The following is a 24,703-nucleotide window of genomic DNA, read 5'->3' as shown; positions in this document are numbered from 1 at the left end:
TCCTTTCCGCCCGATTGGGTTCAGTGCCCTCTGGCAATCCACTCGGCGAGTCGTGGCGACTCCACGCCGAGTGCGGTCGTACCGCCGTGGCCGGTGTACACCAGGGTCTCCTCCGGCAGTGCGAAAAGCCGGTCGCGGATCGAGCCGATGATCGTCGGGAAGTCGGAGTACGAGCGCCCGGTAGCGCCGGGTCCACCCGCGAACAGGGTGTCGCCGGAGAACAGGACGCCGACCTCCGGCAGATGCAAACATGACGATCCAGGCGAATGTCCCGGTGTATGGATCAACTCGAGTTCGGTCCCGGCCACGGCGATTCGCTGCCGGTCTACCAGGTCGCGGTACGGGTGACCCGCGTGGGTCAGCTGCCACAACACATCGTCACCCGGATGCAGCAGAATCGGCGCGTCCAACTCGGCAGCGAGCTCCGGTGCCACCGTGACGTGATCGTTGTGACCGTGCGTACAGACGATCGCGGCGACATGCCTGTTCCCGATCACGTCGATGATCGGCTCGGCGGCATGGGCCGCGTCGATGACGATCACCTCGGAATCGTCACCGACGAGCCAGATGTTGTTCTCCACCTCCCAGGTGCCGCCATCGAGCTCGAACGTCCCTGCGGTGACAACGCATTCGATGCGAAGGTCGCTCACAGCACGACCACCGAGCGGAGCACATCGCCGGAATGCATGGTGTGGAAGGCCTTTTCGACATCGTCGAGGGCGATCCGTTCGGTGACGAAGCTGTCCAGCGGCAGTCTGCCCTGTAAGTGCAGGTCGATCAGCGTGGGGAAGTCGCGTTCGGGCAGGCAGTCCCCGTACCACGACGACTTGAGTGAACCGCCGCGCGAGAAGAAATCGATGAGCGGCATTTCGAGCGTCATATCGGGAGTCGGCACGCCGACGAGCACGACGGTGCCGGCCAGGTCGCGAGCGTAGAACGCCTGTTTCCATGTTTCAGGCCGCCCGACAGCATCGATGACGACATCGGCGCCGAAGCCGCCGGTGATCTCCTGAACCAGTGCGACAGGGTCGGCGTCGGTCGCGTTGATGACGTGTGTGGCACCCAGTTCCTGGGCCCAGAGGAGCTTCCTTTGGTCGCGGTCTATGCCGATGATCGTCTTCGCACCGGCCAAGCGGGCGCCGACGATCGCCGCGTTGCCTACCCCACCGCAGCCGATCACCGCGACCGAGTCGTCCCGGCTGACCTGACCGGTGTTCACCGCCGCGCCCAGGCCGGCCATCACACCGCAGCCGAGCAGCCCCGCGACCGCCGGATCCGCTGCCGGATCGACCTTGGTGCACTGCTTTGCATGGACGAGGGTCTTGTCAGCGAAGGCGCCGATGCCCAGGGCGGGAGTGAGCGGGGTGCCGTCTTCGAGCGTCATTTTCTGGGCTGCGTTGAACGTGTCGAAGCAGTACTGCGGACGACCGCGGCGGCACGCCCGGCAGCTGCCGCAGACAGCGCGCCAATTGAGGACCACGAAATCACCGGGGGCGACGGAATCGACACCGGCACCGACACTTTCGACCCTCCCTGCTGCTTCATGGCCGAGCAGGAATGGGAAGTCGTCATTGATACCGCCGTCGCGATAGGTGAGGTCGGTGTGGCAAACGCCGCACGCGGCAACCGCCACGACTACCTCTCCGGGACCCGGGTCAGGTACTACGATCGTGCTGGCCTCGACTGGTGCGCCCTTCGCACGGGCGATGACGCCCCGAACCCGTTGTGGCATTTGTCCTCTTCCCTGTTGCGTGCAGATCGCGATACAAGCATGTGAATGCTTCAGCGACGCTACTGCCGACAACGGGGCCCGCGCCCGATGCGAATAGCACGGACTGCTGAACCGAATTCTTGCCGCCCCGTCTATTGACGGCCGCGCCTCTTCATGCCCGGGCTGCGCCGAGACCAGTCGGAACACCGGTCAGGCTGGACGGCAACAGTCGTTGAAGCGCTTCGAGCTGTGCGCGCATGCGCGGAATCTGGCTCTGCCCAAGCACAATACGCTCGTAGGCGATTCCGTCGGCGAGTGCGGTGAGCAACTCGACCGTCCCCTGATCTGCCGACTGCCCCGCCGACACCAGGGCCGCCGCGGTGAACCGCCGAATTTCCGCGTAATACTCCTCGGCCGCTCGGTGCAGGGACGGGCGATGGCGAGCACCTACCAGCACCTCGAGCTCGAACTGTGTGTACTCCAGCTCCCCCTCGATGGTGGCGGCCAGCATGTCGATGAGGCCCTGAAATCCGCTTGCCTCCTTCAGCCGCTTGGCATGCACCTCGTAGACCACCCCCAGGGCGTTCTCGAAGACATCGTCCAACGAGGTGAAATGGTGTCGAACCAGCCCGACGGCGACCCGGGCCTCCTGCGCTAGTGAGCGGTAGGTGCACTTACTCAGGCCCTCTCGGGCAACCAGTCTGATAGCGGCGTGCAGGATCGCTTGTCGGCCTTCACCGAATGGGACTGCGCGGTCGGACTCGGTCATCGTTCCCCCTTCGAGATCCTCGTGCGGTACTGGTCACCTGTTCACAATAACTGAACGCTTGTGCGGTTTGTGCTCTTGCATACGGCACCGCCGCCGATGTCGACACTGCATCGACGACATCGGCGGCGGTGGCTCCAGCTCAGAAGGCTCCGTTGGGGTTGGCCATGGCCGCTGGAAGTGGTTGGACCACGTCCCAGTGTTCGGCGATCAGGCCGTCCTCGTCGAGCCGGTAGATATCCACTACCGCGAAGCCGGGTTCGGTGGGACCCGTCTTCCAATGGGTGTGCGCGACAACATGATCCGAATCGGCAATGATGCGATGGACCTCCAGTGTCGCGTCGGGGAATTCCGCGAGCATCTTTCCGATGTCGCTGACGAAGCCCTCGCGGCCGTTCGCGGAACCGATCGGGTTGTGCTCGATGTAGTCCTCGCGCAGGAATGTCGCGGTGGTCGCGAGATCTCGGTCGGAGAATGTGCTGCGTAGGAATTGGGCAATGCGGACCTTGCCGTCGAGGGTCATTGCTGTGCTGATCCTTCCTGTTGTGGATTGCGTTCGCCCGCACGAATTTCCACCTCGAGGTGGTTCATCGCCGGTGGGAGTGGACAGGTGGTGAAGCTGGTGAAAGCCGCGTCGGGGTTCACTGCTCGATTGAAGTCGAGTTGCACGGCGCCATCCGCGGTAGGTGCGTCGAGTGCGATCGAGCGGCCCGCCGCATGGGTGGTAACCCCATTGGTCGGGTCGGAGAACAGCACACGAGGTCCGTCGGGCTCGTCGAACACGACCAATCGCTGAGGGCGGTCCTCGAGGGTGAACTCGATCAGGCCTACGGCCGTGAGGCGATATTCGAGCCCACCTACGGCGGTCTCCGTTCTCATTGTCGCCGGCTTGGCGTACGGCACGAACTGGCCCGACACAACCCAGTTCGGGTCCGGGGCATAGGAGGGTACGCCCGCGAATTCGGCGAGCGCTGGGGCTTCCGGATCGTGAACGCGTACGAGATAGCGAGCATCCCGGCAGGTCACTTCGAACACCCGATTCCTGTGCTGGACATCGTGTCTCGGCCCTCCGTCGACAGGTCTGATGATTTGCACGCCCGCGATGCCGGTGCCGTTGTAGAAGAGTCGGTCGACGGGGCCGGCGGTGATGAAGACCTTCTTGTCGGTCACCCACCAGGTGCCGGGAATACCGTCGAGCCGTTCGGGCTGGTCGGTGAGCCAGTGCAGGTCGGTGACGCCGAGAGGGCCGAGCGGGTCCCGCAGGTGGTGATCCCGGGTGTGGCGCCACTGCGTCCAGGCGGTATCGAATGCGGTGATGATGTCGGTCGTCATGGCGATCTGGCCCCTTTGTCCGCCTCGTCGTTCAAGTCGCTGCGCCGACGCTACGGGCACTTGTGTTGGAGAGCGGATGACAATGTGCCAGATGTTTCTGTCATGATTTCGTCCTCGCCCCTATGGTGTGTAGTGGCGCACACTCGTGCAGTCGTCGCCGTCATAGTGTGCCGTCGAATTCGCTGTAGAACAGGCACTTTGTTTGTTTCACCGGACACGCCGAGCTGGCAAGCTGTGCATGCGGCTGCTCAACGGAGAGCGTGCCGACGACGTCGAGTTTCATCCGAATCGATCTGGTTATTCGGGCCGGCCCCAACGATGTGGTCGGGACGTCGGAAGATATATGTACACGAGAAAACAACAGCTATGACTATGGGCTCGCGCGGAACAGCATCGAGCGGTATCGATCGGCATGATTCGTCGGGATTCGAGCGTGAAATCGTGTCCTTCGCGCAGAACTGGGTTCCGTTCGGCGGCGTGCCGTGTGACGAGACATTTATTCGGTTCGGCATGACGGAGCGCCGTTTCATCGAGAAACTTTGGCAGATCGTCGATCAATCGGAATGTGCTGATTTGCATCAGCTTCTATCTGGGACATATTCTCGCCAATAGTGCGGAGGTGCCGGTGGTCAGTATGAGGCGCAATGACATTTCGCCGATTCCGACGGAGGTCGATGTCAAGGTCGGCGTATTGCAGAACGGTCGGCGAAAATACTACGCGGCATGTGTGACCGCGGCGTTGGTGTTCGTCCAGGAATGGCGTCGACTGTACGGCTGCGGAAATCTCGTCGAGGTCTGCGCTCAACCGGCCGAAGGTCTCCCTCGGCTACCATGCGAACGTCTGTATTTGCAGCCTTGACGTGGCATGCTGCAGCAAGAATCGTCCCGGCGCCTGACATGTTGGGGGTAGGTGGCGGGCATGATTCCTGTCACTGTGCACGCTGTCGTCGGCTGTGGATGGTCGTACCGTCCATATGTCAATTCCATCCTCGGAGAGGAAAACTGTGCCTCAGGAAATCAATAGTTCGATGATCAGCGTCGATGGGCTGACCGCCTATTTATCTCAGCCCGTGGGCGGGTCCCGTGCCGGAATGCTGTTGCTGCCGATGATCACCGGAATTGCCGAACAAGTGCGCGACTGGGCCGACGAATTGGCTGCTTCCGGTGTCACCGCGCTTTCGTGGGATCCCTGGGAAGGCCGCCCTGGCGCCGATGAGACACCGGCGAACGAGCTCTTCGGGTGGATGAGCCAACTGGACGACGCCAAGTGCCTCAGTGACCAGACGCGATTGCTCGATTACCTTCACGACGGTCTCGGCTGCGAGCGGGTGGGTGTCATCGGCTGGTGCATGGGCGGGCGATTCGCGCTGCTGCTCGCCGGACAAGACAACAGACTGGCCAATGTTGTCGCCTACCACCCGACGGTGCCGGCGGCACCCGCGCCGAACCACACACTGGATGCGGTCGAACATGCCGCCAAGATTCAGGCCCCGGTCATGATGCATTACGCAGGTGCCGACGCGATCGTTCCGGTGGAGAGCCTCCATCGGCTGCAATCGGCTCTGAACGGGCGTGACACCGGCGCGAGCATCGTCCATGTCTACCCGGGAGCGGGGCATGGGTTCAGCGCCAGGGACAAGCACGACAACCCGGTCAATGCCGCCGCATTCGCCGTGTCGTGGCCGCAGGCCCTGAGCTTCATCCACGCTACGACAGGCATCGCCGGCGAATAGGTGGGCTACACACGATGCGGGAAGGTGGCGGTGTCCAGTAGGACACCGCCACCTTCACGAAGGCATCGAAGTCACGCCAGTTCCGACTCGACCTTCACCGCTGACCTCGGCAGGGTCGCGTCGGTCCAGCGCCCGACCGGAGTGAGCAGCAGGACGCCGATGATCGTGAGCCCGATGGCGAACCACCCGACCCCGGCGACGCCGAGCACGCTCGACAGAGCGCCGGCGAGCACCGGTCCGGCGGCCGCGCCCAGCAGGGTGAAGCCGGTCAGCGTGCCCACCCAGCGGCCCGCGCCACCGAGCGTCGCCGCCAGCCCGTACAGCATCGGCGTCACATACGAATTCAATGCTCCCCACAGCGCACACGCGGCGGCGAACACAGCAGGGAACCAGTAGTGAACGTAGAAGAAGCCGTCAATGCAGTTCAGTACCGCGAACACTCCGATGCTGAACAGTCTGCCGCGGAAGTTCGCGGCCCAATGACACAGCAGCGCTGCGGGAATCCCCAGGAAGGTGGCAACGCTGAGTATGACGCCTACACCCGGCTGATCGAAGCCGGCGTCCTGCCCGATTCTCTCGGCGTAGGTCCACAATGCCTGCCAGGCCGCGAAGAGAAGAAATCCCGACGCCATAGTCGTGGCAACCAGGCGTCGGTTGACCGCGTGCAGCGCGATAGCGGGCTGTTCCTCATCCTGTGCGTCGGGATCGACCATCGAAGGCATCCGCATGACGTCTGCGCTCACGATCGCCATCAGCAGTATCGAACAACAACCGATGAGCGCCTCGACGAGAAATACCCCACGCAATCCCAAGCTCGCCGACCCGATACTGGCCACGTAGGTCAGGATCGCGCTTCCGATGGCCAAGAAGATCGCGATCTGAATGAACAACTTCTCCGGGTCGTGAGATGTGCCGCCGACCGCACCCGACGTCGCGAGGACGACGCCGGAGGCGAGTCCCGCGACGAGTTCGAACACGGTCAGCGCGGTCGACGTCATATGGATCATCATGATCAGGTACGCCGCCGCGCCGATCACCGCGGCGGTAATGGCCAGTCCTCGACGCGACACGCGGTTGACGTAGGCGGATGCGGCCATCGATCCGATTGCGAGGCCGAGAAGTCCGATGGTCACGAAGAGCCCGGCTTGCTCCTCGCTGTCGTTGTAGGTGTCGATCAACCCGCCGAAAACGAATGGCACGACCAGGATGCCGGTGATACCGAACAGCTGGGTCAGCGCGACTACGGACAAGAAGCCGCGCGGATCCCTCTTGTCCGGCTCGGCACGAAACAGAGATGATATTGTTCGTAACAGAGAGGACATTTTTCTCCTTATAATCGGCCGCCGCCACCGTGTTTCACGAGATGCCTATGGCAGGTGACGGGTTTATACGCGACGGCAATCTGTGTCAGCGGTCGCGAGCTGACGTCGCGTGGGTTATGAGAGGCCGGGCCGCCTAGTGGCGGGTTGTTCGATGTGGAGCGCGCTCCCCCCGGTCGGGGTTCGAGTGCTAGAGACCGGCTCGGTATCCGAGAAACTATCGACTAGCCTGCCTTGGTTCCGTGATCGCCGGAACGTTGAGCCATCGGTCAATGGCTAGTCAGCATACGGCGACTCAACCGACACCGATGGTTACGCACTGTCATGCTGTATCGCTTGTCGCATGACACTGAGTCACTCGAGTAATTTTTCTTGCGTGAGTGTCGGCGCCGCGCGGGTGACGGCGCTACGGTGGGATCCACATTCGACAAACCCGGTTGTGAACCATGCGATGCGTGCTGAACTCTTTTGGGTTGAAACGGTATTGAGGTGGATGATGCCGCTGACGACGAGAGAGCGCCGGTCGGTGCTCGGCCGTCACGTGACGTGGTACGGATGATCGGATTGCCGCCACCGGAAACTATCTGCCGGGCCGCAACGATGACGAGCAAAATCACGCGCACGGCAAGGTGCTCGCATCGTGAGTAAACCTGCCTGAATTGTTTTCTCGGACTTGGTCATTGACATCCGTTGCGACGGAATCGGCAGCGTGAAATAGGTAGTGATGAAAGGCGAATCAGTGTTGGAAGGTCGTCGATATCGGCAGCGGACTGCTGACCGCAATGATGGCGCTGTGCAGGTGCACTACGACATTCACGGTGCCGAGGGCGGTGTACCCGTACTGTTGGTCAATGCTCTGGGCTGTGACCTGTCGATCTGGGATGCGTTCCTGAATCCGCTGACCGACAAGGGGTTTCGGGTAATCCGCCATGACTTGCGAGGCCACGGAAGATCTCCGGTGCCGGTTGGGCCATACGAGATGCGTGATTTCGGCGTCGATATTCTCGCGCTGCTCGATCAGTTGGGGGTCGAGTCTGCGCACATCGTCGGGCTGTCGCTCGGTGCGATGGCGGCTCTCTGGGTTGCCTGCAATCACCCGGACCGTGTCCGGGGGATGGTGATGTGCTGTACTTCGGCTAATCCCGGCAATGCGCGTATGTGGCTGGACCGGGCAATGCAGGCTCGCACAGTTGGTATGCGCGCCATCGCGGATGCCACGGTTGCTCGGTGGTTCACGTCAGCATGGCGTGCGGGCAATCCCGAGCCGGCGACGCGGATGCGAGAACTGATCGCCGCCACGGCGCCCGAAGGGTACGCCGCGAGTTGCGAGGCGCTGGCCTCGTTCGACCTGTCGGATGACCTGGCCCGGGTCATCGCGCCGACACTGGTTCTCTCGATGGGATGGGACCCGGCATTTACGCCCGATCATGCGAAACGCATCGTCGACGGCATCGTGGATGCGAAATCCGAAATCATTGATGGTTTTGGGCATCTGGGCACACTCGTACAGCCTGAGCGATTCAGTCGAGCTATTGCGGCACACCTTGCTCGAGCAGCCGCCGCTCGGGATTGAGAGCAGTTCATTGGCCGCGCTCTTCGCATGTGGGGTAACCAGTTTCGAACCCCGGTATCTCCCGGGTTCAGATCTGCCGAACGTCGTGCACCCGGATTCTAGCCGTCGACAGTCGGTGGTACCGGGGGGTGGCTTGTGCGACTTCCTTCCGCTACGAGGATGTTTCGCGTGTTACGCGGATGTCTCGGACTGTTTTTCTGTCGTATATCTCGCTGATCCAGCTGACAGTATGACGGCACGCATTTGGAACATCGTGGATACCCTTCTCCCACGCTGCTGAAGAGATACTCGCCCACGATAGTGAACTCGGCTGCAGTGTCGGCAAATTCAGTGGACCTCGCGATCTTCGGCTGTCTCTGTAGAACTTTCAGCCTGAAAGGCCGCGAGGGGTCGCTGCAAGGAAGTGTGCTTCAGTGCGGGCGCACGTTCGGAGAAAGTGAAGGAATATGAAGATACGGAATCTCGCAGCAACCGCGGCGTTCGCCGCTTCAATCGTGACTGTCAGTGCCGGTACGGTTTACGCGGACCCTGCGCCTGGGGCGGCGCCGAGCGTCAGTGCGCAGCAGGACGCCCCCGCGGCCATAAACTGGGATGCGCGGGTCGTTGACAAATCCATTGTCATCAAGACGGACCTCGGTTCGCTTGCCGAGCGTGATGGCCAATTCCTGGTGCTCGATCCCAACGGTACGGTTATGGCCGGTTTGCCTCTGTCGTACTTCAGGGACGGCAAGAAGTTTCCTATTGTCGCGCAAATCGACAACAATACGGCGACCTTGACTCCGAGCGCCGATCCCGCCACCGCACAGCCGGCTGACATGCCGATCAATCCGGTCGATGCTCAGACCGACGCGGCCGTGGACGCCGCGTTGGCGAACGCGGGCGGCAAGTTCGCCCTGGCGGTCGGTGTGGGCACGCTGATCGGGTCGATCATCGGCTTGGTCGGCGGTTGCGTGCTCGGTGCGGTCACCGTTGGCGCGCTCACGGCCCCGATCTTTTTCGCGGGCGCGTTGGGCGGATGTATCTCGGGCGCTGGAGCGGGTGCGGCCTTGGGCGCGGCGATCGGCGCTATCGCGCTCGGTGTGCCTGTCGGAATCGCCGCCGCGATCCAGTTCTTCCAGGCCATCAATGCTCCCGCTCCTGCGGCGGCAACCCCGGCACCGACCAACTGAGCAAAGGGCCTGAACGTGTTGCGCCGGATCGCCGGTCGGGAAGATCCGGTGCAACAAGGCTTCTTTTTGTTCCGGTCCGAGGGAAAGTTTCTTTCCCGGCAGGCGCAGTAGCAGCCGATAGTCATCGATGGTGTCGCATATCAATTCGATTGTGCACCAATGCTTTCGCCTCCAATCGTGGATCAAGTTGCGTACTGCCGTCGCGGCGGCCCGGTAGTCGAAGACCACGCCGGCCAGCCAGATTCGCACGTGGACATCGCCTTCCGGCGGGAACCATCCTTTGGTAGTCATGGCCGGTCGCCATCCCCAGGCGCTGCCGTGTCAACTTTTCCGGATGAGGCACTCAGATCGCGGACTTGATCGGTCCATTTTTTGCCCGTCTCAGCGGGCCACTGCGACATTGTGGTGCGACCATTCGTTGCCGAGCGCAGCACGCAGCATGAAGTCGGCGACGTCGGCCCGGCTGATTCGGCTGCCGACCTTGCCCGAGGAAGGCAGATTGACGGTCCTATAGTGCCTGGTCCGCGGCCCGTCCGTGAGAATCATCGGATACACGAGGGTCCAGTCCAGATCGCTCGAGCGAAGCATGTCGTCGGCGACGGCCTTGTCGTCGAACAGCTTGCCCATCATCACCCTGATCACAAACTTGACCAGTGTCGGAGTCTGTCCAGCGGTGTCGCCGACGCCCAGAGCGGACAGCCAGACCACCCGTTGTAGGCCGACGGCGTGAGCAGCAGGAATGAAGGCGCGAGTGGCTCGTGTAGCGATGTCGGATTTGAAGTCTTTTCCAGCCCCCAGCGCCGAGATCGCGACGTCGCTACCGGTGAGGGCCTTCGTCAGGTCTTCGGTGTTGGTGGCGTCGCCAGTAACGACATCGACCCGGCCGCCCCTTGGCTGCGGTAGTTTCGCAGGGTCGCGGACAAGGGCGACGATTTCGTGACCCGCCTGTACCGCCTGCTCGAGAACCTGCAGTCCGGTAGGGCCGGTGGCGCCCAGCAAGGTAATACGCATGATGTCTCCTTCTATGGAATCGGCGTTGCAAAGTGGGCCCACAGCAATGGCAGCTATTTTTCAGCGATATTCGTCTGGAGTGCCGGATTCGGCAGGGCGCGGCGCAGCAGAAGTGATTGCCGAGCGGTGCATGGCGAAGTCCGATTGCAGTTGGGGATAGTTCGCTTTTGGTTCTTACCTCCGGGCGAGATGAAGCAGGCCAGGGTCGTGGGCGTTGACGATTGCCAAGCCGGGGTCGGCCTTTCGCCATAGCTCCTCGAGCCGACGGTGATTGGCTTGAACTCGCTTCCAGTCGTGAGCGATGACGCGTTCCATCGCGGTGAGAGCGATCGGGGCCTTGCGGGTCCCGTCTATTTGGCCGCGGTGGTAGAAGGAATCGCCGGCGTGAAGAACCCAGCGGTCACCGGCATCGATGGCGATGGCCGCGTGACCGCGGGAGTGACCGGGCAGGTTGATGAGAACGATCCCGGGAGAGATCTCGGTGAGTTCCTTGGCCCCCGGAAATCCGCGCCATGACTCGCCTTCCGCCGGGGTGTGTTCGACGATGTTCGGGCCGTGCGCGCGGTGCGATGACAGGTACCGTTCCCGTTCGACGATTCCCCGCGGGTGGGTGGCGGCGAAGTACTCTGCCGCGGTGAGGTGAATCCTGGCCTGCGGGAAGTCCGACAATCCTCCGGTGTGGTCGGCATCGAAGTGAGTCAGCACGATGTCGCGCACATCGCCCGGGTCGAACCCGAGCCGCGCCACCTGAGCGATGGCGGCCTCGGCTGTATCGAACTCGGGTCGTACGTAGAAACGCGCTGGGCCGAACCTCGCTGCTGGATCGATGGCGTCCTGCAGCCCGAGGCCCGAATCGATCAGGACGAGCCCGTTCGGCGCCTCGACCAGCAGGACGTGGCAGACCAAGCCGTCCGGGGTCGCCCGGGGGTGCATGGTGCCGCAGTTGAGGTGATGGATTTTCATCCGAGCGCCTCGAGGATGGCGGCCTTCGCGGCGGGATCACCACCGATGAGGTCGGCGTCGATCTCTTGAATCGGGTTGCTGCCATCCCAGCCTGCCGCGGCGAGCTTGATGAGATCGAAGATGAACTTCTTCGAGCCGCCGAGGTCGGAGATCTCGATGACGGTGCCGGGGTGGTGTTCGGTCTCGAAGTAAGCGAATCGGCTGTCGGCTCCGCCGAGCTGGCCTTCCTGGCCGACGGTGAATCCGGCGGCGAGTGCGCGGTCGTAGAGGTTCTGATAATCATCGGACCAGTAGGCAACGTGCTGGACACCCTCGTGGCCGGCGGCGAGGAAGTCGCGATACATCGATGGGGCATCGTTGACGGGGGTGATGAGCTCGATCTGGATGTCGCCGCTGTTGGCGACCGCGACGTCCATCGCCATGTCGGAGGGTTCGCCGCGGTAGGTGAAGTTCGCGGGCCGGACACCCTTGAGGTAGAACCAGGGCCCGATGCCGCAGGCCGTGAAGTGGCGCATCGAGGCTTCGATGTCGCGTACCACATAGCCGATCTGCGCGATTGTGCCCCACATGTTCGCGGTGGGGCTGACTGCGGGAGATGACCCGGTGTGTGCGTCGGCGAATGACAGGATGATCTTGCCGGTGGCCTCGTTCGCCCGGAGCCGATCGGCAGCGGTCTTGGCGTCCGCGACCGCGTGGACGCTGTCGACGTGTGGCGCTATCCGGCCGTCCTGAACTGCGGGCAGGACTTCGGGGATGAGGGCTTGGACGACGTCGCCGAGTTCTTTCCTGGTGCGGATGCTGAAGGTGGTGCCGATGAGCTTCTGCCGCCGGAAGGCGACGGTGTCCAAGTTCAGCGAAGTCGCCTGACCGGCGAGACGACCGATGCTGACTATCCGTCCGCCGATGCTGGTTGCCGCGGGCAGTTGGGCGAACAGGTCACCGCCGACGTGGTCGAGGGTGATGTCGGCGCCTTTGCCCTCTGTGGACGCGAGCACCGCCTCGGTGAGGTTCTGGGTCGCGGTGTTGATGGTGATGTCGGCCCCGGCGGCTACCAGGGCGGCACGCTTGTCCTCGGTGGTGGTGGTCGCGATAACCGTGCTAGCTCCGAGTGCCTTGGCGAGCTGGATTCCGACGAGCCCGACCGAGCTTGTTCCACCCACGATGAGAACCGTGTCGCCGGCCGTGAACTCGGCCTGCGTGACCAGTGCGTCATGCTCGGTGATGAGGCCGACCGGAAGAGTCGCCGCTTCCTCGAAGCTGAGGTGTTCGGGGATCGGAACCACCATCCGCGGGTGGCACAGCGCATAGTCTGCGAATGCGCCGGCGGTGATGCCCATGACCCGGGTGCCGACCGGAAGGTTCGGGGCAAGCAGGCTCGACCGTTCGACGATGCCCGCGACCTCCATTCCCGCAGTGAACGTTCCGGCGGTTTGCCCGGCGGCGGTGTAGGAGCCGCCGAGAGCGTAGAGGTCGGCGCGGTTGAGGCCGGCCGCCATCACCTGGATCCGGATCGCCCCGAGCTGTTCGGGGAGTGGGGTCTCTTCGAGCTCCCATTCCGGGCCTTTGCCACCGACAAGTGCGCGCATTGTCATTGTGATTCTCCTGGACTCGGTGTCAGTCGTTCAGATCGGGGGCGGTGGTGTCGGTCAGGCGTGGGTCCGCTTCGGTCCCGGCCATCGCCAGTGCTCCGACCACGGCTCGGCCGAGTTTGAGCAGGTCGGCGGGATTCTTCTTGTCGAGCCCGCCGACCAGTTGCTTGAGGATGGTGAGCTGGTCGAAGTAGATTCGCTCGATGATCAGATGCTCGTCGGCGTCGAAGACGAAGTAGGCGGTCATCCTGGTGCGGTGTCGGGAACCGGTGGCGGGGATCTTGCCCAGCGGGCCCAGATGTGTTCCCGTCAGCCAGAATTCGACAATGACCGCATCATGGGCATGGCGGAAGGCGATGATTTCGTGGTCCTGGTCGGGGAAAGCCACGCGAGTGTCGTGGTAGTACCCGCGCACTTCGCTGTCGCCGTCGTGGACGATCATTTGTGCGATGAGCTCGTAGTGGGGATGCGGGAAGGTGGACAGGGTGGCGTCCCAGTCCTGGCGAACTTCGTCGCGGAAATGGTCCAGGACGAGCTTCTCGCGGGCGCGCAGGACGTCTTCGGGCGGCAGGGTGAATCGGGACATGAGGTGGCTCCTGATGGGCTCTGGGTGGTTGGCCTGAGCGGTCAGCCGTGACTGATGTGACGGTGCGAGAAGGTCGGTGACGTACCGGGATTGGTCCATACGCCGGTGAGCTCGCTGGAGGGGAAGAACTGTAGGAACCGCGGGTCGGACTGACTCCGGTCGGCGAGGGTCTTCTCGAGGATGATCGAGTTGTACTGATCGACGGTGGTTTCGATGGTGTTGGCGTTGAGCACGATTTCCTGCTGCCACGATCGCGCCCATTTGGCCAGACCCGGCAGCTTCGAGTGTTCGGGGGTGAGGGCCTCGGCGGCGATCACGTTCTCACTGCTCACCCATATTCCAGTTGATGTGTTCAGAACGAGGCTCTGGTTGCCGAATACGTGCCCGGGCGTCTTGATGACCGCGATACCCGGTCCGAGTACCACTGATCCTTCGATAGGGAGGAAGGCGTCGGGCGGGACGTCGCGGTAGGTCGCGGGTTGATACCAGGGCCGCTGGATCGGATGCAGTTCGGCCATCCCCGCGAGCTCATCGCGCTGCACGATGACCTTCGCCTTCGGGAAGATCGCCTTCGGCTGCTCGTTCAGGTCATCCTGATACGCCGTGGTCCCGACCCAACGCCGAAGGTCCTGGGTGTGCAGGTGGTCGAACATCAAGTAGTCGACATCCATCGGTGAAATGCCAAGTCGTGCAAGGTGTTCGACCACAGTTCCGTGCTCGCGGACCATCTGCCGTCCGACCACGCCCGGCGTGCGTCGCGAAAGACTGTCGAAGTAGGGCGTGTACCGGCCGAGTTCGTGGTCGGAGGGTTCGAAGAGCAGTACTCTTCGCCTGCCATCGGTCTCGGTCCATCGGATCACCAGCATCCGGTTGGTGATCGACAGGAACGGTGCCAACGCCCGGGACGCCCGGAACAGCCCGAACCGGGTGGGGTAGGGGAGCGTGACGAGGTCGCAGGTCACCACGCTGTCCGGCATGCCTGTCGAGGGGAACTCGCGGCGGAATGCGAGGCCCTGGTCTCGGGCCAGGCGCAACCGTGTACCGGGCCCGCCGTCGTTTGCGGTCGGGACGGTCAATGTATCGATCGCATCGCCGATGCCCGGCAGGTCCACTACGTCGGTTGATCCCCAGGGGAAACGCATGGCCACTCCTTTATCCACGGTGTGGGTTAATGTGTTCCACGTTATACCCACGTTGTGGATTAATGCAAGACATTCCGGCAGAATGAGGGTCATGACCACCAGCACTCCGCGCCGTGGGCGCCCCCCGAAGGGCGAGCGGCAGCTCTCCCGTGAGGCCATCGTCGAGGCGACGTTGAAGGTCATCGACGCGGACGGCATCGGTGGGGTCAGCATGCGAGCGGTAGGTCGTGTACTCGGCGCGGACGCCAAGAGCCTCTATAACCACGTCGATGGCAAGGATGGCCTGCTCGATGCCGTTGCCGAGCATCTGCTGGGCTCCATCGCGCTGCCCGAAATCACCGGTGATCTGCGATTCGACCTCTATTCGATCGCCACAGGCTTCCGCGAGCGCGCACTGCTCCATCCGGAGGCGGCGTCCCTCGTACTCACGCGCCAGCTCGCTTCATTCGAAGGGCTCGCACCAATCGAGGCGGTCCTGGCGGTTCTGCGCGAAGCCGGCTGTCCTCCCGACGAATCGGTCCATCTCCTCCGGGCCCTCATTGCCACTCTCATCGGTGCGCTGCTTCGAGAAGTCAACGCTGGGCCTACCTTCGGTACCACCGACAATGCTGGGATAGCGCAACGCCAGTCGATCCTGGAGAACAGTGGCCTGCCCGCAGTTTCGGCCGCCGCGCACCAGCTGGCCCGCTTCGATGGCGCCGCGGAATACGAGTTCGCCGTGAACCTCGCCCTCGACGCCCTTGCCTCCCGCCTCTCCGGTCGGCTATGACACCGGTCGATGAAGCGCGCCGTTCGACGGCTCCCGTGCCGAGTGGAGTTCTCGGCCCGATGGCCAGGTCGGTCATCGCTCGCCTCGGAGTTGCTCGATTCCTCGGTAATACGGGGCGGACTGTGGAACACGCCCATCAGAGGTCGCCGGAGCGCCCGGGTGGATGCCACCAGCGTGGGCGGAATCTCGTTTGGTGCACCTCCTGTCAGCGCTCTTCGAAAACTGGATCCGGCACGCTTTCCGTGATTGACCCGGTTCGAACCATGCACGGGGTCTTGATGATTGACGATGGTGCCGTGCTCTGATAGGGAACTGAAGACCGTTCTGTTGCCGCATCCGGCCGCGTCGCGGATCGACGCCGTGCACGCCGTCGGCCCCGGCGTACGCATCGAAGCACGCACCGGCACCGACCCGGTCGAATGCCCCGGTTGCGGAATCGCGTCGCATCGCGTCCACAGCCGCTACGATCGCTGGCTGGCCGACACCGCCCTGGCCGGGCGCGAGGTCCTGATCCGGCTACGGGTGCGCCGACTGTTCTGCGACAACCGTGACTGCACCAGAAAGACCTTCGCAGAACAGGTTTCGGGCCTCACGGTCAGACATGCCCGGCACACCACGATCTTGCAGCGGGTGCGCCGAGCGGTCGGGCTGGCGCTGGGTGGTCGCGCGGGCGCGCGTCTGACCGGGCAGTTGGCTGCGTCGGTCAGTCGGATGACTCTGTTGCGGCAGATTCGGGCGCTGCCCGACCCGGACCGGCCAACCCCGCGGGTGCTCGGGGTCGACGATTTCGCGCTGCGCCGCGGGCACGACTACGGCACGATCCTCATCGACATCGAATCCCGGCGCCCCGTCGACGTTCTCGACGATCGCCGCGCCGAATCGCTGACCGCGTGGCTGCGAACGCATCCCGGTGTCGAGATCGTCTGCCGCGACCGCGCCGGCGCCTACGCCGAAGGCGCTTCAGCGGGCGCACCGGACGCCCTGCAGGTCGCCGACGGCTGGCACCTGTGGCACAACCTCGCCGGAGCCGTCGAACGCACCGTCGCCTGGCACCGGGCCGCCCTGCCCGCCGCGCACGGCATCGACGCCAACCATGATGACGACGAACAGCAACATCGCGACGATCAGCGGCCGGTCGGTCCAATTGCGCCACCCTTACCGCAACAGCGCACCGACCGAACGGCAGTGCGAACACGCAAGCGCTACAACGATATTCACGCTCTACTCGCGGAGGGCGAAAGCCTGCGCGGCATCGGCAAGCGACTCGGGCTCGCGCGCGGAACGGTGCGCCGCTTCGCCCACGCCGACACCGTCGAGGAGCTTCTGGTCAACAATGGCACGGGATACCGACCGGGCCTGCTGGATGAATTCAAGCCCTACCTGCACCAACGGTTCAGCGAGGGCTGCACCAACGCGACGGTGCTATTCGGCGAGATCACTGCCCGCGGCTACCGTGGCAGCGACAAGATTCTGCGCAAATATCTGCATCCCTTCCGCACCGCCGCCCCGGTTCGTCAGCCTCCGCGCCACCCTCCCTCACCTCGGCGCGTGGTCGCGTGGATCATGAGAAACCCCACCACCATCGACGCCAACGATCAGCGGCGGCTTGACGCGATCCTGGCCGCGAGCCCGCCGCTGGCCGCGCTCGTCGGCCATGTCCGCGCCTTCGCGACGATCATGTGTGAGCTGCGCGGACGAGAACTCGAACGTTGGATGGCCGCGGTCGAGGCTGACGACCAACCGGCCCTGCACTCCTTCGTTCGTGGCTTGCGCCGCGACCAGGACGCGGTCACCACGGACGCCGTCTCGCCCAGAACGGCGTCCGCGCCGACCTCGACCGGGCCGCCGCAGCGGCCGGGCTCTACCACGTCACCCCGCACCAACTGCCCGCCGGCGTTCCGGGTCTAGAAGTTCCCTTGGCGATCTCCTTCAACGCTGCCTTCTCCAGCTCGGCCTCGGCGAGAAGCCGTTTCGGGGTGGAGTTTTCGCGTTCGAGGTCCTTCAACCGTTTGGCCTCGTCGGCCTCGAGCCCGCCGAACTGGTTGCGCCAGCGGTAGTAGGTCGCCTCGGTGATCTGCAGGGTCCGGCACACATCGGAGACGTCCTTGCCCTCGCCCAGCAGCCGACCGGCCTCGCCCAGCTTGCGCACGACCTGCTCGGGGGTGTGCCTGTTGCGTGTTGCCATGGTTTTCGAGCCTTCCTGCCCACTTCGTGGGCCGCAAGGGCTCTCACACTCCCCGGACCGAGATCATGGGTCAGGTCAGGGGAGATCGTCGGTGTCGCGTTGGCAGGTGAGGTCGGCATCGGGGAGGATGCCGTCACGGAAGTAGGTATTGACGACCTCGTTCGCGCAATGGCTCACGTTGGAGCCGAGGACGCCGTGAACGCGGCTGTCTGCCAGTGTGACCATTCGTGACGCTGTCAGGTCCTGGTGCAATGCAAGGCCCTCCTGGTAGGGGGTGCGGGTGTCGCGGGTGGCCTGCAGGATCAGGGCTGGTGTCGGGTTGTGCACGGCGGTGGGTGGCTCGACCGGGTCCGGCCAGAACGCGCATGCGGTGATGTTGTTGGCGAACGCGCCGAACACCGGTTGGGTTGCCCGGACGCTTTCGATATTGCGGCTATACCAGGCCAGATCCCGGGGTGCGGCCTTGTCGCCGCAGAGGACCGCGGCCATGCCCGAGGCATCCAGCGGAACGGGACCGCTGACCTTCCCTTTCAGCTGCTCCATGTCGATGGGCAGCCCGGACACTGCGTCGGCCAGGGTCCGCACGAGCTCGGCGAGGCTGGTGTTCTTCTTCGGATTCGACAACAGCGACAGCAGCATCATCGGAACGGTGTGTTCATCGATGAGATAGCCGTTGCCGATGACCGGATGCGTGGCGGCACGTCGGATCAAGTCCTCGACGAAGGCTCGGACCTGCGGTCCGCTGCTGCCGAAGTGGTAGGCGGCGTCGTGGCGGGCCGCCCAGATCGCCCAGTCGTCGAGCCCGGCCTCGTTGACGGCGCCCATGTCCTGGTACGTGCCGATCCAGTAGCGGTCCGGGTCGATGGCGCTGTCCAGCACGATCCGGTCACTGTGCTGAGGGAACATCTGCGTGTACACCGCGCCCAGGTAGGTGCCGTAGGAGTCGCCGTAATAGTTGAGCTCGCGTTCGCCGAATGCGCTGCGGATGACATCCATGTCGCGGGCGGTATTGCGGGTGGTTATGGACCGAGCCTTCTCGGGATCGGGTATTACGCAGGAAGCCGCGAACGCGGCGGCCAGGGTGGCGTCGCGCGCGTAGCCGAAGGCGTCGAAGCCGGCCGAGAACAACATGCTGGGCAGCGGCAGCGCACAACTCATTCGGTCCGATCGGCCGATACCACGCGGGTCCATGCCGATCAGGTCGTACCGGGCGCGGACATCCGGTGTGAGCCGATCCCGGAGGTCGGTGATCATGCTCAGGCCCGGACCGCCGGGACCGCCGGGGTTGGACAGCATGATCCCGCGTCTGCGGGCTGGGTCGGTGGCCGGGATACGCGAGATCGCTACGGTCAGCGTGCGCGAGTCCGGTCGGTTGTAGTCGAGCGGTACGACAACGCCCGCGCACTGAGCCCCCGCATCGTCGAGCACCGCATCGTTACACGGTGTCCAGTCCAGCGGCTGGTGATAGAACGACTCCAGCCCACCCGGGATGTCGTCGACCGGATCGGCGCTTGCCGGTCCCATGGGCAACGTGGCGAATGCAGCTGCCGATATGACTCCCAGAACGAGCCATCGTAACAATGTTTTCGGCATCGCATCTCCTGCCCGCGACCTCCGTGTACGCATCCCTGATTCCGCCGCACAGCTATTTCCGGGGTCTCGGACCAGCACCCTACTTGCGTTTGCTGAAACTTGCTCGGCGAGGCAGAGATTCTCAGGAACGTCACACGTGCTTGCCCGGTCACATCATGGTTGTGCCTCCGACATCTGGTTTTGCCGGGCGCGCGACGTGCACGGCTCACAGGCCGGCGCGATAGCGGCGTATGCCGAGCAATAGCCCGCTGCGTCGAGACCGGGCACCCGCGCTCGTATCCGCTCGGTCCGGCGAGCCTTCTCCGTGGTGCTGGGCGGCCTCGACCGTCGTTGGAAAATAACAGCTGCGGATGCGGGATTGTTATGCTACCGTGACCTAGATCTCGAATTGGTACGGCTGGTTGTGCGGGCCCCGAGTGCCTGCGCGTCGGATGGTTGGACGCGGGAGGCGTGATGGAATCCCGGCACATGTTGTCGACATATCGGAAAAATGCTTGCCGCACAGCGTATTCGGCAACCGATACGCCCGGCCTGCTGGTTGCCGGCACGCCCGGGCAACCAGTGAGGTGGTGGCGGATCGGCCTGCAATGGCTTGCGGCCCTCACGCTCGCCATGATCGTGCTGCCGTCAGCATTGTCGATGCCGGTCGCGCGAGCCGCTTCGCTGTCCCCTGGTGACGATCCCTTCTATGCCGCACCCCCCGATCTCGCGTCACATCCGAACGGCGCGGTACTCGGAGCGCGGACGATCCCGCTGCTCGGTCTGCCGATACCGGTGACTGCATGGCAATTGCGTTATCGCACAACCGATTCCGAAGAGCATCCGCAGCTGGACGTGACCACGGTGCTGGTGCCACCGGTGCCCTATAACGGGCCGCGGCCGGTGTTGTCGTACCAGGTACCCGAGAACAGTCTCGACACCCGGTGCGCGCCGTCGGTCACGCTGCGCGGCGGAAGCGACAACGACATGGCGAGCGCCATGCAGGATGCGCCGTTCATCGCGGACGCACTGCTGCGGGGATGGGCCGTCGTGGTCAGCGATTACGAAGGGCCGCAGTCCCGGCTCTTCGACGGCGTGACATCCGGGCGTGGAGTTCTGGACGGAATCCGGGCCGCACGGTCGTTCTCGCCGGTCGGCATCGATGCCTCGAGCCCAATCGGCGCCTGGGGATACTCTGCCGGAGCCTTCGCTACCCTGTGGGCCACACAGTTGCGTCGGGAATACGCACCAGACGTGCAATTGGTCGGCACCAGTGCCGGCGGAATCCCCACCGATCTCCCTGCCGTAGCACAACGCGCCGACAGCGCCGCGGGGGCGATACTGATGCTGCTCGGGCTGGCCCGCAATGAACCCGCCTCCCGATTGGCCGACTTGTTGAACGACCGGGGCCGCCGCGCGCTGCTCGGCGCGGACACCTCCGGCTGTGGTGCGGATCTGTCTCAGGAATACTCCGACATCCACGTCGACGATTTCGCCACAGTCCCGAACCTGTTGGCGCAGCCCGCTTTCCGCAACGCCGCCCTGCCCAATGAACTCGGCCGCACCGTCCCCGACACCCCGCTGTACCTGTACCACAGCGTCGCCGACGAGAAGATCCCCGTTGCCGGCTACACCGCCCTCGTCGATACCTACTGCGCTCGGGGCGCCACCCTCACCGCGATCCACTCGCTGTTCCCGACGCACATCGGAGCCGCCGCGGGCGAAGCGCTCGGCGGCATGAACTTCCTCGCCGACCGCTTCGCAGGCACACCACAAGCCGCGGGGTGTGTGTTGGAGTAAGCGCCGGCTCACCCGGTACCCTCGCCGGGCCGTTGGCCGGACTCACCTTCACGACGTTCAACCTCGGAGTCGCCGCCGGTGCCGTCGCGGTAGTGTGCGCGATCTTCACGGTCGCGCAACTGTTCGCAAGCCGAGCCACCACGCCGAGCGGACATCGGTGCTGCAGGACCGGCGCACCATCGTGGGCAAGCAGCGGTTTGTGGCGTTCGCGGTGGCGACAATCTACCCGTCCAGGCTGGCCGCGATCTGCTCGAGGGCGGTGTCGACGGATCAGTCGGAGCACATCCTCGCGTTGGGGCGCGCTCAGGGAAGCCAGCGCGAGGACGCGACCGGCACGTCATCGTCGGCCACCAGCCCTGCATCGTCACCGGCCGCAGTGGCCACATGACCTGGCGATGCACCACCTGCGGCGAGATCGCCTACTGGCCGCCCTGCCTGCCCACCTGCGACCACCCCCGCGCCGACACGAACCGGTAGGTATGCGTACCGACGCCGCCACCACGCGTACCGTGACCCGCCATGGCGATCACGGCACTCATCATCTCGATCATCGCGGCCACCACCGCAATCGGCAGCCTCGGCGTCTCCATCTGGCAAACCCGCCTCGCCCGCCGCGCCATGACCGCCGCCGACCAATCCGCCACCGCCGCCACCCGATCGGCAGCCGTCGCCGAACAACAACTCACCCTCGAATACCAGCAATGGGCCGCACAACGCGCACCCCGCTGGACCGCGCGAATCGACAAAGCCCCCAGCTCCGACACCCACCAGCTACGACTGACACTCGAAACCGGCACCATCGACCACACCGAAGTCGAAATCCGCTCCCCCGGAATCGGATTCACCGCCAGCCAGAACGGCGTCGCCCCCGAAGCCACATGGCCGATCAAACACGCCCGCCACAACGGCCTGCGCGCCGGCCAAACCGCCACCTGGCGAGTCCAACTCGACGACACCACCATCCCACCCGAAATCGAACTCCACGTCACCTCCGCACACGGCGACGACACATGGACAACCACCGTCCACGCCACCAGACCCAGCACCGCACGCGTGTACTGACCACACCCCACACGCACGCGCAAGGCATTCACCAGGGAACGCAGTCGGGAGTCGGGCCCGGACTCAGCGGACAAGAAAGGACCACGACCATGGAATCCTCGCTCGACTCGATGCAGCCCAGCGGCTCGGCCGAGACCACCGCGCACATGACGACCTCGCCGGACGGTCGTCGCGTCCCGGTTCCGCAGTATGTTCAACGCCCGATACCGGCGGCGGAGCAGCTGTGGGAAGTGGCGGTGTGGATGCAGGGCATGTGGTCGACGGTGGCGTGGACGCTGGATCGCGGTGGCGCCGGGGCCGCCGCCGAGGCGTACCTGCCGCAGTGGCCGCTCGCGCAGATCTGGCATCACAACACGCTCTACTACGAGTACACCGTCGACGCCGACGGCGCGATCACGCTCATGCAGGCGAACTGGGCGGGCAACGGTTGGGAGAAGGGCCGGACCCAGGCCCAGTACTTCGGCGGCCAGAGCTGAGCCCATCAGCCATCACGACAGTCATGACCGACGCCGCGATGCCCGCGTTTTTCCGCGAACATCTGTGGCGACCGGGTTGGGCCGCATGCAACCTCGGCATGATCAATCACATCCTCACAGCTGCAGGAACTTTGAGTTCGGTCGGCGGTCTGGCGTGCTGGCTGCGCCATGATGGCCCAGTCCGGCTCTACACCGGCATCACCGCGGTCCGTCACCCGAGCCGGGCGCACCGTCGCGATGCCCGCGTAGCGCTGGACTACACCAGGACCGATTGATCAACTGCTACTGGGATGTGTGGTGTTCCAGGTCGTTTCGCCGCCTTGGGTAGGCGCGCTGACGGCAGGCGTTGCTGTAGTAGCGCCGGCAAGCTCATCGAGGTTGTCTCCCGACCTCCAGGAGGAGCCCCGTACGTTGTTCCTTCGGTGAGATTTCTCAGGCGGCGGAGGGGTTTTCGAGGACGATTGCGACTCCTTGACCGGATCCGATGCAGACTCCGATCGCGCCGTAGCGCGCATTGCGTTCCCGCAGTTCGGTGGCCAGGGTCAGGACGTAGCGGGCGCCGGTGGCGCCGAACGGATGACCGATTGCCACCGCGCCGCCGTTCGGTGTCAGCTTCTCGTCGGGGATGATGAAACCGTCCAGCTGGTTGGGCAGTTCACGCAGCACGCCCAGGGCTTGGGCGCTGAATGCCTCGTGTACTTCCCACACGTCGATCTGCTCGGGTGTCAGGCCCGCACGTTGGATCGCCAGCGGCAGCGCCCACGCCGGAGCCAGACCCATGTAGAGCGGATCGATCCCGTACACCGCGGACGACACCACCCGCGCCAGCGGTTCGACGCCGAGTTCGCCTGCTCGTTCACCCGAGGCCAGCACCAGTGCGCTGGCTCCGTCGGTCAGGGGCGTCGAGTTCCCTGCGGTCATCTGCGTCGTCCCCGGCTGCGGGGGCAGCGCCGCGAGCCTTTCGGCGGTGGTGTCGTCGCGGATGAATTCGTCGTGCTCGAACAGGTGGGCGGGGGTCTTCCTCGTCGCGGCGATCTCTATCGGCATAATCTCCTTGGCCAGCCGCCCGGAATCCCTGGCCGCCTTGGCATTTCGCTGCGTCCGGAGCGCGAACGCGTCGATTTCCTCTCTGGTCAGCCCGTAGCGGTCGGCGACGTTCTGTGCTGTCTCGATCATTCCGATGTAAGCATTGCGCGCCAGCAGCGCCGGATTGGCGGGACCGCCCGCACCCGCCCACATGGTGTCGAGCAGGATGACCGGGCCACGGGGGCCGAACGGGGTGTCGCCCTTCATGTACGCCCATCCCGACCGCGACATCGACTCGACGCCGCAGGCGATCCCGACGCCCAGGTCCCCCGCTTTGATCGCGTGCGCGACATTGATGGTTGCACTCAGCGACGACCCGCAGAACCGGTTGATCGTCGCCCCGGCCACCGTGTCGGGGAATCCCGCCGCCAGCGCCGCCCACCGCGCGACATCACCCATACCTTCGTGGGCCGGATTGACGCAGCCCGCGACAATGTCCTCGATCTGATCGAGACCCACGCCGACGCGCTCGCACGCACCCTTCATGGTCATCCCCAGCAGGTCGTCGGCCCGAATGTGCGACAGCGAACCACCGTACCGGGCGAAGGGGGTCCGAACACCACCGAGCACAAACGCTTCCGCCATCACGATCTCCTTCGACAGTGTCCTCAGGGTGTCAACGAGCGAGCCGTCGTTGCCGCTTCCGATCTTGCCTCGATTCCGAGGAAATCCGCCACACCAGCGCACACTCGATGGCATCCGACTGCCGCGAAACGTCCGCAACCGCCGATGATCGGATTCGCGGGGGGTCGAGCTGGGTCTGTCCAGATAACGGTGTAACTCGGGTTGATTGGGCTATTTCCGTCCGGCGGTGAGTCGCCCGTCGAAGGTGATGTCGAAGGCGTTCAACGCTGCTTTC

The 24,703-nt window shown here is 64.3% G+C and carries 25 protein-coding genes and 1 pseudogene; 11 read left to right on the top strand and 15 right to left on the bottom strand.

Annotation, left to right across the window (positions count from 1 at the left end; translation table 11 throughout):
* Positions 1 to 20: 20 nt before the first annotated feature.
* From ACFXN1_RS26745 to ACFXN1_RS26720, 6 genes are all read right to left on the bottom strand, one after another.
* On the bottom strand, positions 21 to 650 hold the full coding sequence (locus ACFXN1_RS26745) for an MBL fold metallo-hydrolase (protein ID WP_379443902.1): 630 nt from the start codon (positions 648 to 650) through the stop codon (positions 21 to 23).
* Complete coding sequence (locus tag ACFXN1_RS26740; RefSeq protein ID WP_379443942.1) at positions 647 to 1,732, bottom strand: S-(hydroxymethyl)mycothiol dehydrogenase; 1,086 nt, start codon at positions 1,730 to 1,732, stop codon at positions 647 to 649. Before ACFXN1_RS26740 ends, ACFXN1_RS26745 begins: the two co-directional genes overlap by 4 nt.
* Before the next feature lie 151 nt (positions 1,733 to 1,883).
* Positions 1,884 to 2,480 (bottom strand): TetR/AcrR family transcriptional regulator, encoded by a 597-nt coding sequence (locus ACFXN1_RS26735; RefSeq protein WP_379443904.1) that lies wholly within the window; start codon positions 2,478 to 2,480, stop codon positions 1,884 to 1,886.
* 139 nt (positions 2,481 to 2,619) lie between these two features.
* Positions 2,620 to 3,000 (bottom strand): nuclear transport factor 2 family protein, encoded by a 381-nt coding sequence (locus tag ACFXN1_RS26730; protein WP_379443905.1) that lies wholly within the window; start codon positions 2,998 to 3,000, stop codon positions 2,620 to 2,622.
* The gene (locus ACFXN1_RS26725; RefSeq protein WP_379443907.1) at positions 2,997 to 3,647 is read right to left on the bottom strand and encodes a DUF1684 domain-containing protein; all 651 of its coding nucleotides are present in this window, start codon (positions 3,645 to 3,647) and stop codon (positions 2,997 to 2,999) included. Before ACFXN1_RS26725 ends, ACFXN1_RS26730 begins: the two co-directional genes overlap by 4 nt.
* Before the next feature lie 322 nt (positions 3,648 to 3,969).
* Positions 3,970 to 4,092: a hypothetical protein gene (locus tag ACFXN1_RS26720; RefSeq protein WP_379443908.1), complete on the bottom strand. Its 123-nt coding sequence runs from the start codon at positions 4,090 to 4,092 to the stop codon at positions 3,970 to 3,972.
* A gap of 83 nt (positions 4,093 to 4,175) precedes the next feature.
* On the opposite strand from ACFXN1_RS26720, the gene ACFXN1_RS26715 reads away from it, so the two are divergent.
* The gene (locus ACFXN1_RS26715) at positions 4,176 to 4,421 is read left to right on the top strand and encodes a hypothetical protein (RefSeq protein WP_379443910.1); all 246 of its coding nucleotides are present in this window, start codon (positions 4,176 to 4,178) and stop codon (positions 4,419 to 4,421) included.
* A 416-nt stretch (positions 4,422 to 4,837) separates the two neighbouring features.
* Complete coding sequence (locus ACFXN1_RS26710; protein WP_379443912.1) at positions 4,838 to 5,542, top strand: dienelactone hydrolase family protein; 705 nt, start codon at positions 4,838 to 4,840, stop codon at positions 5,540 to 5,542.
* 71 nt (positions 5,543 to 5,613) lie between these two features.
* Here ACFXN1_RS26710 and ACFXN1_RS26705 read toward each other — a convergent pair whose 3' ends face one another.
* Positions 5,614 to 6,792, bottom strand: a complete 1,179-nt coding sequence (locus ACFXN1_RS26705; RefSeq protein ID WP_379443914.1) for an MFS transporter — start codon at positions 6,790 to 6,792, stop codon at positions 5,614 to 5,616.
* Between the two features lie 862 nt (positions 6,793 to 7,654).
* On the opposite strand from ACFXN1_RS26705, the gene ACFXN1_RS26700 reads away from it, so the two are divergent.
* Both ACFXN1_RS26700 and ACFXN1_RS26695 read left to right on the top strand, forming a co-directional pair.
* Positions 7,655 to 8,434, top strand: coding sequence for an alpha/beta fold hydrolase (locus ACFXN1_RS26700; RefSeq protein WP_379443915.1), 780 nt, complete (start codon positions 7,655 to 7,657; stop codon positions 8,432 to 8,434).
* 446 nt (positions 8,435 to 8,880) lie between these two features.
* Positions 8,881 to 9,603 (top strand): hypothetical protein, encoded by a 723-nt coding sequence (locus ACFXN1_RS26695; protein ID WP_379443916.1) that lies wholly within the window; start codon positions 8,881 to 8,883, stop codon positions 9,601 to 9,603.
* 381 nt (positions 9,604 to 9,984) lie between these two features.
* Here the strand turns inward: ACFXN1_RS26695 and ACFXN1_RS26690 are convergent, their stop codons facing one another.
* The 5 genes from ACFXN1_RS26690 to ACFXN1_RS26670 form a co-directional block, all read right to left on the bottom strand.
* Positions 9,985 to 10,614, bottom strand: a complete 630-nt coding sequence (locus tag ACFXN1_RS26690; protein WP_379443920.1) for an NAD(P)-dependent oxidoreductase — start codon at positions 10,612 to 10,614, stop codon at positions 9,985 to 9,987.
* Between the two features lie 174 nt (positions 10,615 to 10,788).
* Positions 10,789 to 11,577, bottom strand: a complete 789-nt coding sequence (locus tag ACFXN1_RS26685) for an MBL fold metallo-hydrolase (protein ID WP_379443921.1) — start codon at positions 11,575 to 11,577, stop codon at positions 10,789 to 10,791.
* Positions 11,574 to 13,169 carry a zinc-binding dehydrogenase gene (locus ACFXN1_RS26680; protein ID WP_379443923.1) on the bottom strand — a complete coding sequence of 532 codons (1,596 nt, stop codon included), beginning with the start codon at positions 13,167 to 13,169 and terminating at the stop codon, positions 11,574 to 11,576. The genes ACFXN1_RS26685 and ACFXN1_RS26680 overlap by 4 nt, the downstream gene beginning before the upstream one ends.
* Before the next feature lie 22 nt (positions 13,170 to 13,191).
* Positions 13,192 to 13,752 (bottom strand): ester cyclase, encoded by a 561-nt coding sequence (locus ACFXN1_RS26675; RefSeq protein WP_379443925.1) that lies wholly within the window; start codon positions 13,750 to 13,752, stop codon positions 13,192 to 13,194.
* A 41-nt stretch (positions 13,753 to 13,793) separates the two neighbouring features.
* A complete protein-coding gene (locus tag ACFXN1_RS26670; protein WP_379443927.1) occupies positions 13,794 to 15,077 on the bottom strand; it encodes a hypothetical protein in 1,284 nt (427 codons plus the stop codon).
* Between ACFXN1_RS26670 and ACFXN1_RS26665 the strand changes: the two genes are divergently transcribed.
* Together ACFXN1_RS26665 and ACFXN1_RS26660 are read left to right on the top strand one after the other, a co-directional pair.
* A complete protein-coding gene (locus tag ACFXN1_RS26665) occupies positions 15,067 to 15,663 on the top strand; it encodes a TetR/AcrR family transcriptional regulator (protein WP_379443928.1) in 597 nt (198 codons plus the stop codon). The genes ACFXN1_RS26670 and ACFXN1_RS26665 overlap by 11 nt on opposite strands.
* A 288-nt stretch (positions 15,664 to 15,951) precedes the next feature.
* Positions 15,952 to 17,571 carry an ISL3 family transposase gene (locus tag ACFXN1_RS26660; RefSeq protein WP_379443930.1) on the top strand — a complete coding sequence of 540 codons (1,620 nt, stop codon included), beginning with the start codon at positions 15,952 to 15,954 and terminating at the stop codon, positions 17,569 to 17,571.
* Here ACFXN1_RS26660 and ACFXN1_RS26655 read toward each other — a convergent pair.
* Both ACFXN1_RS26655 and ACFXN1_RS26650 read right to left on the bottom strand, forming a co-directional pair.
* Positions 17,548 to 17,848: pseudogene (locus ACFXN1_RS26655) on the bottom strand (transposase); the annotation flags it as partial. The gene ACFXN1_RS26660 and the pseudogene ACFXN1_RS26655 overlap by 24 nt on opposite strands.
* A 75-nt stretch (positions 17,849 to 17,923) precedes the next feature.
* The gene (locus ACFXN1_RS26650) at positions 17,924 to 19,372 is read right to left on the bottom strand and encodes an alpha/beta fold hydrolase (RefSeq protein ID WP_379443931.1); all 1,449 of its coding nucleotides are present in this window, start codon (positions 19,370 to 19,372) and stop codon (positions 17,924 to 17,926) included.
* A 630-nt stretch (positions 19,373 to 20,002) separates the two neighbouring features.
* Between ACFXN1_RS26650 and ACFXN1_RS26645 the strand changes: the two genes are divergently transcribed.
* The 5 genes from ACFXN1_RS26645 to ACFXN1_RS26625 all read left to right on the top strand — a co-directional run bounded on the left by ACFXN1_RS26645 (position 20,003) and on the right by ACFXN1_RS26625 (position 23,033).
* The gene (locus ACFXN1_RS26645) at positions 20,003 to 21,220 is read left to right on the top strand and encodes a lipase family protein (RefSeq protein ID WP_379443932.1); all 1,218 of its coding nucleotides are present in this window, start codon (positions 20,003 to 20,005) and stop codon (positions 21,218 to 21,220) included.
* Positions 21,221 to 21,314: 94 nt separating this feature from the next.
* Positions 21,315 to 21,608, top strand: a complete 294-nt coding sequence (locus tag ACFXN1_RS26640; RefSeq protein ID WP_379443934.1) for a hypothetical protein — start codon at positions 21,315 to 21,317, stop codon at positions 21,606 to 21,608.
* 131 nt (positions 21,609 to 21,739) lie between these two features.
* Positions 21,740 to 22,282: a hypothetical protein gene (locus ACFXN1_RS26635; RefSeq protein ID WP_379443935.1), complete on the top strand. Its 543-nt coding sequence runs from the start codon at positions 21,740 to 21,742 to the stop codon at positions 22,280 to 22,282.
* 89 nt (positions 22,283 to 22,371) lie between these two features.
* Entirely contained in the window at positions 22,372 to 22,758 is a 387-nt protein-coding gene (locus ACFXN1_RS26630) for a hypothetical protein (protein ID WP_379443936.1), read from the top strand.
* Positions 22,759 to 22,781: 23 nt separating this feature from the next.
* Positions 22,782 to 23,033 (top strand): hypothetical protein, encoded by a 252-nt coding sequence (locus ACFXN1_RS26625; protein WP_379443938.1) that lies wholly within the window; start codon positions 22,782 to 22,784, stop codon positions 23,031 to 23,033.
* Between the two features lie 157 nt (positions 23,034 to 23,190).
* On the opposite strand, the gene ACFXN1_RS26620 is transcribed toward ACFXN1_RS26625, so the two are convergent.
* Positions 23,191 to 24,429, bottom strand: a complete 1,239-nt coding sequence (locus ACFXN1_RS26620) for a thiolase family protein (protein ID WP_379443939.1) — start codon at positions 24,427 to 24,429, stop codon at positions 23,191 to 23,193.
* Positions 24,430 to 24,703: the final 274 nt, after the last annotated feature.

Source organism: Nocardia sp. NPDC059154, assembly GCF_042755705.1.
Taxonomy (GTDB): domain Bacteria; phylum Actinomycetota; class Actinomycetes; order Mycobacteriales; family Mycobacteriaceae; genus Nocardia.
This window is presented reverse-complemented; position numbering and strand designations above follow the sequence as displayed.

Excerpts from the sequence above, each read along its gene's own strand:
- ACFXN1_RS26730 (WP_379443905.1), bottom strand. The coding sequence starts at position 3,000 with ATGACCCTCGACGGCAAGGTCCGCATTGCCCAATTCCTACGCAGCACA.
- ACFXN1_RS26720 (WP_379443908.1), bottom strand. The coding sequence starts at position 4,092 with ATGAAACTCGACGTCGTCGGCACGCTCTCCGTTGAGCAGCCGCATGCA.
- ACFXN1_RS26680 (WP_379443923.1), bottom strand. The coding sequence starts at position 13,169 with ATGACAATGCGCGCACTTGTCGGTGGCAAAGGCCCGGAATGGGAGCTC.
- ACFXN1_RS26685 (WP_379443921.1), bottom strand. The coding sequence starts at position 11,577 with ATGAAAATCCATCACCTCAACTGCGGCACCATGCACCCCCGGGCGACC.
- ACFXN1_RS26675 (WP_379443925.1), bottom strand. The coding sequence starts at position 13,752 with ATGTCCCGATTCACCCTGCCGCCCGAAGACGTCCTGCGCGCCCGCGAG.
- ACFXN1_RS26740 (WP_379443942.1), bottom strand. The coding sequence starts at position 1,732 with ATGCCACAACGGGTTCGGGGCGTCATCGCCCGTGCGAAGGGCGCACCA.
- ACFXN1_RS26635 (WP_379443935.1), top strand. The coding sequence starts at position 21,740 with ATGGCGATCACGGCACTCATCATCTCGATCATCGCGGCCACCACCGCA.
- ACFXN1_RS26715 (WP_379443910.1), top strand. The coding sequence starts at position 4,176 with ATGACTATGGGCTCGCGCGGAACAGCATCGAGCGGTATCGATCGGCAT.
- ACFXN1_RS26695 (WP_379443916.1), top strand. The coding sequence starts at position 8,881 with ATGAAGATACGGAATCTCGCAGCAACCGCGGCGTTCGCCGCTTCAATC.
- ACFXN1_RS26660 (WP_379443930.1), top strand. The coding sequence starts at position 15,952 with ATGGTGCCGTGCTCTGATAGGGAACTGAAGACCGTTCTGTTGCCGCAT.
- ACFXN1_RS26630 (WP_379443936.1), top strand. The coding sequence starts at position 22,372 with ATGGAATCCTCGCTCGACTCGATGCAGCCCAGCGGCTCGGCCGAGACC.
- ACFXN1_RS26650 (WP_379443931.1), bottom strand. The coding sequence starts at position 19,372 with ATGGGACCGGCAAGCGCCGATCCGGTCGACGACATCCCGGGTGGGCTG.
- ACFXN1_RS26620 (WP_379443939.1), bottom strand. The coding sequence starts at position 24,429 with ATGGCGGAAGCGTTTGTGCTCGGTGGTGTTCGGACCCCCTTCGCCCGG.
- ACFXN1_RS26690 (WP_379443920.1), bottom strand. The coding sequence starts at position 10,614 with ATGCGTATTACCTTGCTGGGCGCCACCGGCCCTACCGGACTGCAGGTT.
- ACFXN1_RS26670 (WP_379443927.1), bottom strand. The coding sequence starts at position 15,077 with ATGACCTTCAACGTCGCCTCGACGATGGCCTCACGGGAGAGCTGCCGC.
- ACFXN1_RS26735 (WP_379443904.1), bottom strand. The coding sequence starts at position 2,480 with ATGACCGAGTCCGACCGCGCAGTCCCATTCGGTGAAGGCCGACAAGCG.
- ACFXN1_RS26710 (WP_379443912.1), top strand. The coding sequence starts at position 4,838 with ATGATCAGCGTCGATGGGCTGACCGCCTATTTATCTCAGCCCGTGGGC.
- ACFXN1_RS26625 (WP_379443938.1), top strand. The coding sequence starts at position 22,782 with ATGACCGACGCCGCGATGCCCGCGTTTTTCCGCGAACATCTGTGGCGA.